The organism is Corynebacterium efficiens YS-314, from assembly GCF_000011305.1.
Taxonomy (GTDB): Bacteria; Actinomycetota; Actinomycetes; order Mycobacteriales; family Mycobacteriaceae; genus Corynebacterium; species Corynebacterium efficiens.
The window spans coordinates 605,689-620,370 of sequence record NC_004369.1 but is presented as its reverse complement, the minus strand read 5'-3'; the positions used below and the strand labels follow the sequence as shown (position 1 = coordinate 620,370).

Sequence of the window (14,682 nt, the reverse complement as noted above, 5' to 3'; positions counted from 1 at the left end):
GAACTAGTTGGTGTGTCAGTCCGGCACCGTGATCGGTGCCGGTCCCCCGAAAAGGCCTGTGTGCCCTTCCTGCCCTAGTAGGACTGCGCAAACCTCCGGGAGGTTCCCCGCATGCGGGAAATACTTTCCTCGCTCACCCGCATTCACCCGATCCGGAGGGAATCCAGCACGGTCCGGCAGGCGGCCTGCTGCACCACATTCGCCCCCAGGCGGGTGTGACACCCCACGCTGACCTGCTGGTCCGCTTCGAACCAGGTGGTCCAGGCCACCTTCGATCCGTCACCGGGATCCTCGGTGTAGATGATCCGCCCGTCGACGGTCGGTTGCCGTTCCAGGGTGGGATCCTGCGCAATGACCAGCTCCATCTCCTCCGCCACCAGATGCGGTTCCAGTCCGTGGAGGGGGTCGAGGGCGATGTGGATCCGCAGATCCGGATCCCGCCCGGTGAGCACATGCATCCCGGGGTCCCCGTCGTCGCTGTCCAGCCGGTAGCCGTGCGGCGCGGCCACGAGGAAACCCTCACCCTCCAGGACCGCCGGGGCCGCCGCGACCGTGCTTGTCGACGCCCCCTCCACCCCGGTCCCGGCCGTGGCCGTCGGGGGTGCGGGTGCCTGGGTGGTCCCGGTGACCGCAGCCTGGGGTTCGACCTCCTGGGTCGTGACCGGGGTGTCACCACCACCGAGCAGCATCCAGGTGCCGGTGACCACACCGACAAAGATGACGGTCAGGGTGATGTGCAAGAGCCGGATGCCGTAGAAATCCCGGTGGGTCCGGCCCCTGGTCGGGCGGGTGACCACCGGGTCCGGCTCCGGTTCCTCCGCGGGCAGGGGATGTTCCCGGAGGGTCTCCGCGGGATAGGACGTCACCCCCTTGCCGATGAAGGTACGGGTGAGCACCTCGGTGACCTGGTCATCACCGTCGATGACCACCTCCACATCCGGCCAGTGCACCGAGCTGAGCTGCTGGACCTGATCCACCACCGCCGGCACCGCCCATCCCTCCTTGATGCCGGTGGCCATGATGTCATAGCGGTAGACGGTGTCGGGGCCCTCGAAGATGGTGGCGGTTTCCAACACGGTCACGGTCAGGGTCTCGTTCAGCGGTTCATGCAGTGTTCCCACCGGCATCCCATCCGGTACCCCGGTCATGGCTGCTCCTCCCCCATCCTGGCCACCTGGCACACCCCGACCCGGGTGCCCCGGATGCTCATCTGCGCCCTGCCCGGTGGCTGGGTCGTGGGCCGCAGACCCAGGATGGTGCCCTCGTCACGGTCCGCGTCGAACAGCAGCACCTGGGGTGACTGGTCCTTGATCTCAGCGAGCACCGGGTCATAGAGCGCCCGGGAGGCACCACCGGATTTCCTGGTGAGCACCACATGCAGGCCCACATCACGGGCATGCGGCATGAGCTCCCGGAGCGGTTGCAGCAACCCAGCAGGCAACAGATCGTGGTCATCGATGATCAGATAGATGTCCGGTCCGGTCCACCAGGAACGCTCCCTCAGCTGGGCGGGGGTGATCTCCGGGCCGGGCAGACGCGCGGTGAGGGTAGCTACCATGTCGGTCACCGTGGACTGCGCCGTGGCGGAGGTCGCACAGTAGGCGGCGACCATGGTCTCATCCAGGGCACCGAGGTGTGCGCGCCGAAGATCCATCACCACCATCCGGGCGTGGTCACGTCCCACCACGCTCAGGCCGGTGGCGATCGTGCGGATGAGTGTGGACTTGCCACACCCCTGGGACCCGAAGGCCATGAGGTGCTGGCTGGTGGCCGGATCCCAGGTGAGGGTGGACAAGGTGGCACCACCCCGGGCGATCGGGATGCCCGCATCCCTCGTCGGCCCCAGCTCATGCAGGTGGATATCAGTCGGCAGCACACCCAGGCGGGGCACGGGTTCCTGCCCGGTCGCCTCGGCCTGGGTGCACACATGCGCGATGTCCTGGGTGGTGGACTGGGCGATGAGGATCTGCTCCCCCTGGAGGTTGAGTCCCCGTCCCGGGGCCGCCGGGACCCGCAGCTGAGCCTTGCGGTCGACAACCGAATCCATCGCCTCACCCAGTTTCAGCTCCAGACGCCCCGGGATGAGATCCCGGATCGCCGGTCTCATCGAACTCCACCGCTGTGTGCTGATCACCAGGTGCACCCGGGAGGCCAGGCCGTGGGAGGCGATGTCCACGAAGGCATCAAACAGGTCCTCGAAGTCCTGGGTGATGCTCTGCCAGCCATCCACGATGAGGAAGGTGTGGCGGTCCTCCGGGGTGTCGATGAGCGCGGTCACCTCATCGATGACCCGGCGCACCCGCTCCGGATCGCCGCGGTGGGCCACCCCTGCGACATGCGGCAACCTCTCCAGATGCGACAGGCTGGTCCCGGAGAGATCCAGCACATAGAACCGGATGTCCCCGGTGGTGTGGGTGGCCGCCAGGGATACCACGATGCTGCGCAGGGTGGTGGACTTGCCGGTCTGCGGACCACCGCACACCACCAGGTGCCCCGATCCACCGGATGGGGAGAAATCCACCACGAGGGGATCCTGGCGCTGGTGGTAGGGCCGGTCGATGATGCCGATCACCGCCATGAGGGATCCCACCTCCTCGGCGACCCCACCGATGGGGATCTCGGCGGGCAGGGGTGGCAGCCAGATGCGGTGGGCGCGCAACCCGCGCATCTCAGCGGCGGTGGTTGAGGCGGTGATGATGGCGTCGATAAGCAGCTCCTCACCCTGCTCGAGGACCGTCTCCGCGGTGGCGGCGTCCCACCCGGTGAACAGGCGCACCTGCTGCGGGGTGTCGGTGAGTCGCACCTGGCGGCTGACCGGGCCGGAGACATAACTGGCCTGGAACCGGGTGATGGAATCAGCCGCGGTGCGCAGATACCCCGCGCCGGGCTGGTTGGGCAGGTGGTAGGCGTCGGTAATGCCGAGGACCTGCCGTGATTCGGTGGCGGAGAAGGTCTTCAGGCCGATGCGGTAGGACAGGTGGGAATCCAGGCCCCGCAGACGGCCCTCCTCCAGACGCTGGCTGGCCAGCAGCAGATGGATGTGCAGCGACCGGCCCAGGCGCCCCACCGCGACGAACAGATCCGCGAAATCCGGGTGCTGGCCGAGCAGCTCGGAGAACTCATCCAGGACGATGAGCAGCGCCGGCATGGGTTCCAGGTCATCCCGGGTGGGGGCCGCCGCGTTGTAGTCATCGACGTTGGCGAACCCACCGGCGCGACGCAGGTGCTCCTGGCGGCGGTTCATCTCACCGGAGATCGCATCATGCATGCGCTCGACCAGGATGGATTCCTCCTCCAGGTTGGTGATCACCGCAGACGTGTGCGGCAGGGTCTCGAAACCCAGGAAGGTTGCCCCGCCCTTGAAATCCACCAGCACCAGATTGAGCTCCGCCGGGGAATGGGTGAGCACCAGCCCGGAGACCAGGGTGCGCAGCAGTTCGGATTTTCCACTGCCCGTGGCGCCGATGCACAGGCCATGCGGGCCCATGCCGCCATGGGCGGATTCCTTCAGGTCCAGCACCATCGGGGTGCCATGCTCGCTCAGGCCGAGGGGCACCGTGAGACGGCTGCGGGCCGGGCGCCCCTGCGCCGGGGTGGTCCACAGAGTATCCGGGGTCAGGTGGGTGTGGTCCGGGATACCCAGCAGGGGCAGCAGGTCACCGGAGGCGCGGGCCTCGGTGGTGCTGGCCCGGCGGTAGGCGGTGAGCATACGCCCAAAGGTGGAGGCCACAGCGAAGGTGACCTGGTCGGGTACCCCGAGGGTCTCCACACCCTGGGCGGTGAACACGGTCAGTTCCCTATCCACATGCAGCAGCAGGCCCTCCTGCTCCGCGCGTTGCCCCAGCTCCGTGCTGGTCAGCGCCCCGACGTTGATGATGCACGTCCACCGCGGATCATCGATAAAGGTTTCCGTGCCGTTGGTCAGTTCCGAATCAACGATGAGCACCCGGTGGGCGGCATGCTCCGGTTCCCGCGCATGCGGCACCCACTTCAACCAGTCCCACCCGCCGTCGTCCGGTGCTGCACCCCGTGCGGTCACGCTGACGGTTTCCGGGCCGTGGTGGAACAACAACTGCACCACGATCGCCCGGGCCAGATCATGCGCGCCGGGGCCGTTGAGTCCCAGGTACCGGAATGCCTGCAGCTGGACCGCCACCGGCATGCCCTGCACCGACCCCACGGCACGTACCGTGTGGCGCAGCGACACCGCACACACCGGGTCCAGATCCTCCGGGGCACCGGAATCAGGCACCTCGATGCCCGGTTGCAGGCTCGTGGTGCCCAGGCCGAAGCGGATCTCCAGGCAGTCCTGGTCCTGGGTGGAGCGTTCCCACATGCGCCTCGACCCCAGGCGGGACCACAGGCCAGACGGGTCGGGGTGGCGGTGCAGTTCGTGGACGCGCTGGGCCTGCGCATGATCCAGGGCCCGGTGGCGCAGGGCATCCAGATGACGCATATAGGTCCGTCTGGTCTCATCGGTGTCCCGGCCCTCCTGCGGGCTGAACATCATGGCCATGGACATGATCATCATGAGCGGGAAGATGAGCACCATCGGATTGAGCTGGCCACTCATCATGATCATCAGCGCCACCATCGCCAGCACCGCCGCCACCATGATCACCGGCAGCAGCACCTTGATCAGTGGGCGCGGCGCCGGCCTCTCCGCCGCGGGCACCGGTTCCGCCACCAGGGGCGCGGTGGGCAGCGGGGGTGCCGGATCGCGCTCCGACCAGGTCATCTGCTCAATGATGTAGCCGGCGACGCGCGCGGGATCTCCTGTCGGGGTGCTTGTCGGGGTGCTTGTCGACGCCTCGTTGTCCCCCGCTGCGCCACCGTCACCCGGGCCGGTGGCTGATGCCCGACCGGGATAGACGATGCGTGGTGCCGGTGGTACGGGTGGTCCGGGTGGTCCCGGCGTGATGCCGGTGTCCCCTCCCGTGGTGAGTGTGGTCAATTGCAGTTCCTCCCCGGAGTGGTCAACCTGTCTTATCCCCCGCGGCCACCCGCGTGGAGACGACTCTCATCCATGGTTGGACTGCGCAACCGGCCCATAGGTTCCCGCCGGGGGTCAAAATGGGTGTTTTCTCACCAAACCGTTTTCTGACCAGCATCTTTGGCAGACTTACAAGGCAGCACACCTGAGTTCACACCACCTACAGGGGAGGAAAACGTGGCGATCGACAACGTGCTGCGGGTCAGTGTCCGCATCGATCTCACCGTGGGCAATAAACCCTTTGCCATGGCTGATCTGTCCCTGCCCGCCTGGTCGAGTCTGGCGGAGATCCTCCAGGAGGTTCTCGACCTCACCGGGGCCCCGACCATCTCCCGGCCGTGGGTGGCACGCACCGCCACGGGGATCCCCATCGACCCGGCTCTCCCGCTGTCCCACACCCAGCTGGAACAGGGCGGGGTGCTGGTGTTGTCCCCGGAGCGTGACCTGCCCGCCCCGGTGATCCGCGATGCCGCCGAGGCCCTGGTGGAGTTGTCCTCCAGCACCCGCACCATCGGGCTGGTGGATCTGCTCACCCTCACCGGTCTGGTCGCGGTGGCTGTCCTTCTGGCCGCACCGGTGGCCGGTGGGGTGGATCCGGGTATCCGCATGCTCATCCTGACCGTGATCTGCGTGATCGTCCTGGCCTGGTTACCGCGCAGCACCGCCCCGGAGGCCACGACACCGGTCACAAGGGTGGTGCTTCCGGTGCTCATCGCCCTCCTCACCGCCGCCGCCGCGCTGGTCACGGTGGTTGATCCGCTGGCTGCCACCACCGGTGAACTCGCCTGGGGCCTGGTGTGTGCCTCCGGTGCGGGACTGACCGCCGTGCTCCTTCTACACCTGGTGCTCACACCGACGCTGATGGTCAGAGCCACCCTCACCACCATCCTGCTGCTGGCACCGGTCGCCGCCGCCGGGGCGGGCCTGAGCCGGACGGGTGATGATGTCAGTGGCCCGGCCGCCATCACCATCGCGGTGATCATGTTGTGGCTGGGTGCCGCCCCGAAACTCTCGGCGGCACTGGCGGGCCTGCGCGTACCCACGCTGCCCACCGCGGGGCAGGATCTCTCGGTCAGTGACAACGGGATGACCGACCCTACCGCCGCGGCCACCCGGGCGCAGACGTTGTATGACGCCCAGGTCCTCGCCCTCTCCCTCACCGGCGCGCTCCTCATCTTTGTCGCCTCCGGTCCGGGTACCTGGTTCACCACCCTGTTCGCCCTGGTCACCACCATCGCCTGCCTGCTGCACGCCATCCGGCAGAGCAGGGCGGTTCCCACCTGGTCGCTCATTGTGCTGGCCTGCGCCGCTCTGATCACCACGGTCATCTCCGCCTCCCGTCAGGAAGATTCCTGGGCTGCGGTGGTCGTGGGTGTGCTGATCGCAGCCCTCACTGTCACCGTGGCGGTGTGGATCCCGCGGATCCCCACCCCGGAGCCGACCACCATCGTGTGGTTGGAACGCATCGAATCCGTCTGCGTGGCCGCCACCCTCCCGCTGGCACTGCAGCTGCTTGACGTGTTCGGCATGCTGCGCGCACTCGACATCGGCCTGGGTGGGTGAGAGCGCTCATGGGTCCGCAGTTGCCCCCACTTCGGCCACGCCGTCTGCCGGTGTGCAGCATGATCCTCACCATGGTCGTTCTCCTCGGTGCCCCTGGTCCGGGAACAGCTCCCCCACCGGCGCGGGCCCAGGACGCCAGGCCTGGGGTGGTGGAACCGATGGACTGCCCTGCGGTCTCACCTGTTGATCCCACGCTGCACCCCATGGATGAGGACCTCGCCGTTTCACTGGATCGGGCCCACCGGATCGCCACCGGCCATGATGTGACCGTGGCGGTCATCGACACCGGTGTCTCACCCCATCCCCGCCTCCCCGGAATCCACCCCGGCGGTGATCTCGTCGGGGCGCACCAGCAGGAGGGGATCCCGGGTGAACTCATCGACTGTGACGGCCATGGCACCATCGTCGCCGGCATCATCGCCATGCGTCCGGACCACGGCTCCGGGTGGCCCTATGACGGCACCGGTGACAACCACATCGGTATCGCGCCCGCAGCCAATCTCATCGCCATCAAACAGACCAGTGCCTTCGTACGCCATTCCGGTGACACCGGTGTGGGCACCCTGGGCACCCTCGCGGATTCCATCCACCGTGCCCTGGACCAGGGCGCCCACATCATCAACATCTCCGTGGTGTCCTGCATCCCCGCCACCCATGAGCACCCGGGGGCGATCCATCCCCTGGACGAGGCACTCTGGCGCGCCGAACACCAGGGGGTGGTCGTGGTGGCCGCGGCCGGCAATGTGGGACAGGACTGCCCCGAGGGTTCCACCGTCTACCCCGCCCACGCCGAAACCGTGCTGGCGGTCTCGGCGCGCTTCGACTCCCACACCATCGCCTCCTACTCCGTGGCCGCCGACCAGCAGCTGCTGTCCGCCCAGGGGCTCATCCCCACCGGGTTGTCACCACGTGGCGACGGGTTTGTCAGCGGGGTGCTCACCCAGTCCGGGCCCAGCCCCTTCGAGGGCACCAGCTTCGCGGCACCTGTGGTCAGTGGGACAGCGGCCCTGATCAGACAACGCCATCCCCATGCCTCACCCGCGGAAATCAGGACAAGAATCCTGGCCAGTGTTGATCCGGCCCGCGGTGCGGTGGATCCCTACCGGGCGCTGACCATGGAACCGGCACCGGGCCCCGTCCCGGCGCGCGAGGTCCATATCAGTGCACCTGCCCCACCGGATGACTCCGCGCGGAGGAATGCGGTGGCGGTCCTGGCCATGGTGACTGCGGTGGTCACCGCCATCGCGGTCACGGCAGGTCGGTGGTGGGGATCCCGTCAGCGGCTGAAGCCCAGCCACTCCATGAACTCATCCGCCCAGGGCAGGGTGCCGTAGATCCACATCGCCCAGAACGTCACGGCGAACACGATCCAGATGAGGACGAGCAGCACCGCCATGGTGAGCATGCGGAAACGGAAGGATTTGGTGGCATACCAGGCGAAGAAGCGGTCGTACTGGTGCACGCCCCACCCGAGTAGTCGTTTGGCCCAGTTCTGTTCCAGGGACAGGATGCCCACACCGATGAAGGTGGTCAGCCAGCCCTGCCCGGGCAGTGGAATGGTGATCAGGCCGATGATCATCACCACCCAACCCAGGATCAGCGTGGCGGGGCGGACGAGGAATCCGTATTTCTTCTTCTTGCTCCGCTCGTGGGCGTCCTGGAGGCGTTCGATCCGGTCCTGGACCAGTTCACGCATTGTCCCCATGGAGTCAGTACCGCCCCTGTGGGACGGGTGGAAACGGTGCGCACGCCACGATGGTGGCGGCACCGGCTGATCCGTGTGGGGTCATCGATGTATCCTGCCAAATCCTCAAGCCAATAGACAACAGTAGATAACTTTACCTAACAGATGCCCCTCTCACCTGGCAGTTTCATCGGAGTTGTCGGCCCAACTCCCCAGGTCAGTACAACGCCCGTAGCGCATCCCCGGCGGACAGGTCACTGCCCTGCGGGAGCAGCGCCAGGATGTGCCACGGTACCTCGGTGACCTCCTCCACCCCGAGCGCGCTCATGCTGGTGCCATCGGCCACCGCATGCACCAGGCCGGTATCGGCCACCAGGTAGTAACCGTGGCCACTGTCCACGCCCACGGCTCCGGTGGGTGGGGCGTGGAACTCCACGGCCACGGACTCCCCGGACAGTTCCACCCCGGGTTCCAGGGAGTCGACCAGCATCACCGCACCCAGGCCGTCGGCGCACAGCAGCCGGTCCTGTACCGCCACCCAGTCCACCAGGGTGGCGGGCAGGGTCATCGGCAGGGCGGAGGTCTCGGGATAACCACCGATGACGGGGCGGATCTCGTGGACGGTGTGGGCGCCGGCGTCGATGAGCATCCCGTGTTGCAGCGCGGTGATCGGCTGCAGTGCCTCCCCCACCCGCATCCAGGACCGGGAGCCCGCCTGCACCACCTCGGGCAGTGGATGGGGAAACGCCACGGCCGGGTGTTCGGGGATGAGGTTGAGCATGTCGTGGCTTAGATGCCACACCGGGGTCGCATCGGTGATCCCCAGGTGTCGGCGGATCACGCGCCCCTCATGGGTCTCAGGTCCCGGCATGACCGCGCGCCCGGCGTCGGTGATCAGGTGCCACGTCACCCCGCCGTCGACGCTTTGCGACGCCCCGACCACCCCCTGCCCCGCCCGCAGTGCCGGGGGTCGCTGCCCCAGCACGGCAACGTGCATGAGGCCGGTGGCCTCATCCTGGCACCCCACCCAGGTCGCGTCCCGGTCGGGGGCGTCGGCGATGATGGGTGGGGCGTCGACAAGCCCGACGGGCACCCCACGTGGTGTGGCGTTGATGATGGCGTCGCTGGCGGGCACCGGGTCGACCGGTTCGCCGACGATCAGGCGTGCGGAGGCGAGGTTGGCCACCGGATGCACCGCCCCATCGAGGCGGACGAACAGGGCACCGGATTCCGCGCGGATGACCGGTGCGTCCCCGGGGTCGATGGCGGGGCGGAACAGGGCCATCGCCACGGAGGCGACAGCCATGAGCACACAGGCCACCGCCCCGAAAATCAGGGCCCGGCGGCGTCGGCTGAGCGGATCGTGGATCATGCGGACATCACCGAGCACCAGGCCGTGCTCCACCCGGCGCACCAGGAACTTATGCCCCGATACCTGCGCGCTGGTGGTGGGCATGAGAATCCCCTCAGCCATGGACACCCCTCCCCCGCCGACAACACTGAAGACGCCTGTGACCTTAGTGCAGGTCACAGGCGTTTGTCCGTGGATGTGAGGTTGTCCACCCCTGGGCAACCGGTGGGAACCTTCCGCCCGGTTGCGCAGTCTAACCCTGGGTTGTGCCCACCGGTTCAGCGGACTGCGGGCCGGGGGTCCAGGAGTTGAGGGAGAGGACCTCCTCGGTGGTGGTCAGCTGGGGGTCCGGGGCGAACGGTCCGCCCCCGGTGTCCTCATTCTGGTTGGTGGTGGGGCGGTGGTAGTAGGTCTCATCCCACTCCTCCGCGGTCTCCGCCAGGCCGAGCTCACCCTTGGTGGGCAGTGGCGGCAGCGGCTCCGGGGAGTTACCCGGCGCGCGCATCTGATCGAGCTGCTCATCGGTGAACAGCTGATTCACGGCGAAGATGGTGACATTCTCCTGCCGGTAGACCGGGGTGACACCGGGGGTTGTCCACAGCTCATCGTAGATCCGCAGGTTCGGTTCCTGGAAGGCCCAGAACGGCCACGGCGAGGCGTAGAAGAAACCAACATTGAGATCCACTGCGGCCTGATCCACATCATTGATCTGATCGGGATCACCATCATTACCCGCACCCAGTAGCTGGGGCCACCAGAACAGCAGGGCCGTGGCCGTGCCCTCACCGGCCGCCGGCCAGGCGTAGTGGCGGGAGACGGACTGCAGACCGTTGTAGGCGTACATCCAGCCATGTCCATCAGCCGGGTCGCCCATCACACGCAGTTCCCGGCCACCGGGCTGCTCGATCAGCCAGTCCCAGGCGGCGCGGTCGGCGTCATTGACCATGCGGTCATCATGGGGGGCGAGGATACTGAACTCGGATCCCTCCTCCACCAGGTCGCGGGCCCAGGATTGCAGCGGCACCGCGACCACGAGGGCCAGCACCACTGAGGCGGCGGCCGACACCCTGGCGAACTGTTTCACCGGGCCGAGGCAGATCAGGCGGATCACCGCGGCCAGGCCGATACCCGCGGCGGCGAAGGTGAACAGGGCTACCGGCATGATGAGGCGATGCCCGGTGGAATAGTGCAGACCACCGATGATGCCCAACCAGTCACCCCACGGCTCACCGAAGGGTTTGAGGGAGTTGACGGTCAGCGCCAGGCTGATGAAGTAGAACAGTGGCGCCCACAGGTTGATCCGCCACACCAGTGCCACCACTCCGCCGATGGCGGCGAAGACGAGCAGCGGGGTGAGGTCGATATCGCCGAAGGAATCCACGTGGCGGGTGTCCATCGTCAGGGCCCTGATCCACGATTCCGTGCGGGTGACATCCACCTCCGCGGAATAGGACAGCACATCCTCGGTCTGCTCCGCACCGGAGAGCACCTGGGGCAGCACGAGCAGCGCGCCCGCGATGCCGGTGATGGCGAGGATACCCACATCGCGCAGACGCACCAGCGCCCCGCGGGCAAAGGTGTCGGAGGCACGGCTGGGTTTCCACAGCAGGTGGGTCAGCCACCACAGCACCAGGGCGAGCACGACGATGGTCACCGCCGACGGATGGAGCTGGAACATGCCGATGAACGCCACCAGCGCGGCGAGGATCCGCACGGGGGCATACGGCAGCGACATGAACAGGGCAAGCACCACACCGGAGGCACCGATGGCGGCCACATACGGCCAGGCACCAACGTAGTTGCCCACCCAGAACAGCACCGGGGATCCGATGACCGCCAGGCCCGCGAACCCGGCACCGATCTGGGCGGTCAGCCCACGGTTGTTGATCAGGCGCCACGCGATGAGCGCCACCGCGAGCGGCAACAGCAGGCCGGACAGCACGATGCCGGTGAGGTTGGTGGCCTCATTGGGGGTCAGCTCCGCCAGGTCCGCAACGAGGAACGCACCGGCATGCCAGGCGGAGGGGTAGAACAACTCCTGCTGCGTCTCGATGTTGCGCAGTTCCCCCATCCGGGTCGAGGAGGCGATACCGGTCTCCGCGATGAACCGCACCGTGGACGCATGCCAGTGCACATCCCAGCCCTGGAAGATGTCATCCAGACCGTGGCGGGTGCTCAGCAGCAGGTCGAGGGCACGGTCGATGATGAGCCAGGCACCCACGCCGACGCCAGCCGCGGGCAGCAACCACCGGTGGTCGAGAAGCCCACCGTTGCGGGCGTAGGCGAGCGCCACACGCCACCGGTTCGGCGGTTCGGCGGGTGCGTCCTCTTCAGCAGGTGCTTCCTCAGGTGCTTGTCGACGCCCCTCCCGCCGCCGTCGAACCACCGCCACCGTGATCCACCCCAGCCGCCAGACGAGCGCCACCACCGCTGTGATGAGGGTGGCGATGGTGGCGGAACGGACGTCGAAACGCATATCCCACATGCCCAGCACCCAGGCGGCCATGCCGTAGATGCCGAAGGAGACCGGAATGGACGCCGCCGCCGCCCACGGCAGCTTGAGCCCGGAGATCCACGAGACCACCAGACCGGGAACGGTGAAGACGAGCAGAGCTATCCACACTGTGGTCAGCATGGCACCCCACCCACCGGATTCTTGATATCAGCCACGCAACGAGTGTAGCGCTGACCCTCAAGCCAGTGGTCGAAGGCTCGCGGATTCATCAGGGCGCACCCGGCAGTGCCCCACGCACCGCACGGGTTTCCTCCGCGCGGGCACGGAGTTGATCATCGTCGGGGTAATCCACCCCGACCAGGCTCAGGCCCTTCGCCGGCGCCACCGGCACATCGGGGCTGCGCTCGGTGGCGGTGAGCAGCTGCGCCGTGAAATCCCCCGCCCGGCGACCCTCCCCGACTGCCATGCAGGACCCCACCAGAGACCGCACCATGGACCAGCAGAACGCATCGGCGACCACATGGGCCTCGTAGAGCTGGGGCTCGGTCGGGGTGGACACATCGTGCCAGGTGAATTCCTGCAGCTCACGCACCGTAGAGGCATTCGGTTTAGCCTTGCAGAACGCGACGAAGTCATGGAGTCCGATGAGAACATCCGCGGCCGTCTGCATCGCCTGGATGTCCACCGGTTTCGGCCAGGCAGCGGTATCCCGCACCCGGGTGGGCAGCGGCCCGGCGGGGTGGGTGGTGATGCGGTAGACATAGTGCCGGCGCAGCGCGGAGAAACGGGCGTCGAAACCCTCGGGGGCGTAGTTGACCCCGTGGACGCGGATATCCTCCGGCAGGAGCCTGCTCAGACGCCGCACCAGCTTCGTGGGATCCCCGTCGATGGAACGCTGCTGCAGGGACTCCCGGGGAATATCGAAATGGGCCACCTGACCCGCTGCGTGGACACCGGCATCGGTACGGCCCGCCACGGTCAGCTCAACGGGGGCACGCAGGACCATGCCGAGGTTATCCTCCAGGACCTTCTGCACGGTCCGCAGGTCACTGTCCCCCTGTCTGGCCCAGCCGTGGAAATCGGTGCCGTCATAATCCAGATCGAGTCTGATCCGCACGGTTGGACTGGTTGTTGTCAAGAGTTTCCACTGCCTTTCTGAGGGCATCATCAATTTCTTCCCGGTGGGCGTCGCGCTCACTGCGTCGCTGCCACTTGCGTTGCTCGTGCTGACGCCACGTGGGTTTACGCCACAGTGCCGCCCCCAACACAGCCGTCCACCCCGCCAACATCCCGAACCACAGGCGTTCGAAGAAGCCCGGGAGGTTGGTGAACGGCCCCAACGCGATCAGGGCCAGGAAACCGCCGATGGACACCAGCAGCATCACGATGGTCCAGCCCCGGTAACTGCCGTGCACCATGGGCAGCAGGTGCCGATCCGTTGCATGGCTGGTAGCCCGGACGGCGATGATCATGGCCCACCACATCGCCACCGCGTACAGCACCCCGGCGATGTCGTGGATGCCACCCATCACATCACGGGGATACCATCCCACAGTACCCAGGCACATTCCCGCGATCCCCACCAGGACACCCACCCACCGGTGCCCGGCCACGGTATCCCGGCGGTTGTGCCCCCTTCCTGCGGGCAGCAGCATCACCGCGGCGACCACCTGCAGCGCACCGGCGAGCACCAGCCCCCGGTTGAACCAGTCATGTCCCGGGCTGCAGATATAACGGGGCCCGAAGACATCACGCAGAGGGACACACCCGGTCAACCCGAGATCACTGATGAGGTGCTCGGCGGGATAGTAATGCCCCTGCCACCGCACCGCGGCCACCATCTGCCCGATCAGGCCCACGACCGCACTGACCACCAGGAGCAGGCCGGAGAGTCGGTACACCATGACCCCATTGTTCCACCCTGCCCGGGGGTTGGGAAGACTCAGAGCATGCGGCGGGCAATGGGAAACACCCCGTACCTCCTGCCGCGGTGGGCCGGTGGTACGGGGTGTGTCTTCAGGGGATCAGAGGAGGGGGAGAATTACTTCTCTTCGTCCTTCTTCTCCTCAACCGGAGCCTCTTCTGCAGGAGCCTCGTCAGCCTGTGCGGCCTCGGTGGTCTCTTCTGCAGCGGTCTCCTCGGTTACCTCTTCAGCCGGGGTCTCTTCAACCTGGGCCTCATCGGCGGTCTGCTTGGAGGCTGCTGCGCGTGCGGCACGGGTGGCCTCTGCGGAGACGGTCTCCTCCAGAACGAGGGAGATCTGGGACATAGGAGCGTTGTCGCCCTTACGGTTCTCCAGCTTGATGATGCGGGTGTAACCACCGGCACGGTTCTCGAACTTGGGTGCAAGCTCGTCGAACAGGTAGGCAACGATGTCCTTGTTGGGGATCAGTGCCAGGACGTTACGACGGTCTGCGACGGTACCGGACTTTGCCTTGGTGATCAGCTTCTCAGCGTATGGACGCAGAGTCTTTGCCTTGGCATCGGTGGTCTTGATAGCGCCGTGCTCGAACAGCGAAGCAGCCAGGTTAGAAAGAATCTTCTTCTGGTGGCTCGCGGAACCGCCGAGACGGGCGCCCTTCTTAGGGGTAGGCATGGTGTACTCCTCGTGTACGTATGGTGTGAGCGCGGCCCGG

At 66.9% G+C, this 14,682-nt stretch carries 10 protein-coding genes; 2 read left to right on the top strand and 8 right to left on the bottom strand.

Translation table 11 applies throughout. The annotated features are described in order from the left end of the window. Window positions 1-143 precede the first annotated feature (143 nt). Complete coding sequence (locus CE_RS03070) at window positions 144-1,148, bottom strand: type VII secretion-associated protein (protein ID WP_006769743.1); 1,005 nt, start codon at window positions 1,146-1,148, stop codon at window positions 144-146. Further along, a complete protein-coding gene (gene eccCa, locus CE_RS03065) occupies window positions 1,145-4,738 on the bottom strand; it encodes a type VII secretion protein EccCa (RefSeq protein WP_006769744.1) in 3,594 nt (1,197 codons plus the stop codon). The genes CE_RS03070 and eccCa overlap by 4 nt, the downstream gene beginning before the upstream one ends. Window positions 4,739-5,170: 432 nt before the next feature. Here eccCa and eccD point away from each other — a divergent pair, with 432 nt between their 5' ends. After that, window positions 5,171-6,556: a type VII secretion integral membrane protein EccD gene (gene eccD / locus CE_RS03060; protein WP_006769745.1), complete on the top strand. Its 1,386-nt coding sequence runs from the start codon at window positions 5,171-5,173 to the stop codon at window positions 6,554-6,556. A 71-nt stretch (window positions 6,557-6,627) separates the two neighbouring features. Continuing rightward, the gene (gene mycP, locus CE_RS03055) at window positions 6,628-7,890 is read left to right on the top strand and encodes a type VII secretion-associated serine protease mycosin (RefSeq protein WP_231295152.1); all 1,263 of its coding nucleotides are present in this window, start codon (window positions 6,628-6,630) and stop codon (window positions 7,888-7,890) included. Here the strand turns inward: mycP and CE_RS03050 are convergent. The 6 genes from CE_RS03050 to rplQ all read right to left on the bottom strand — a co-directional run bounded on the left by CE_RS03050 (window position 7,833) and on the right by rplQ (window position 14,642). Continuing rightward, window positions 7,833-8,261 carry a TIGR02611 family protein gene (locus tag CE_RS03050; RefSeq protein WP_006769747.1) on the bottom strand — a complete coding sequence of 143 codons (429 nt, stop codon included), beginning with the start codon at window positions 8,259-8,261 and terminating at the stop codon, window positions 7,833-7,835. The two genes, mycP and CE_RS03050, sit on opposite strands and share 58 nt — an antisense overlap. Before the next feature lie 196 nt (window positions 8,262-8,457). Next, window positions 8,458-9,714: a type VII secretion protein EccB gene (eccB, locus tag CE_RS03045; RefSeq protein ID WP_006769748.1), complete on the bottom strand. Its 1,257-nt coding sequence runs from the start codon at window positions 9,712-9,714 to the stop codon at window positions 8,458-8,460. A 130-nt stretch (window positions 9,715-9,844) separates the two neighbouring features. Beyond that, entirely contained in the window at window positions 9,845-12,226 is a 2,382-nt protein-coding gene (locus CE_RS03040; RefSeq protein WP_006769749.1) for a DUF6541 family protein, read from the bottom strand. Window positions 12,227-12,314: 88 nt separating this feature from the next. Beyond that, complete coding sequence (gene truA, locus CE_RS03035; protein WP_049783603.1) at window positions 12,315-13,211, bottom strand: tRNA pseudouridine(38-40) synthase TruA; 897 nt, start codon at window positions 13,209-13,211, stop codon at window positions 12,315-12,317. Next, entirely contained in the window at window positions 13,135-13,950 is an 816-nt protein-coding gene (locus tag CE_RS03030; protein ID WP_006769751.1) for a DUF998 domain-containing protein, read from the bottom strand. The genes truA and CE_RS03030 overlap by 77 nt, the downstream gene beginning before the upstream one ends. 137 nt (window positions 13,951-14,087) lie before the next feature. Next, entirely contained in the window at window positions 14,088-14,642 is a 555-nt protein-coding gene (gene rplQ, locus CE_RS03025) for a 50S ribosomal protein L17 (RefSeq protein WP_006769752.1), read from the bottom strand. Window positions 14,643-14,682: the final 40 nt, after the last annotated feature.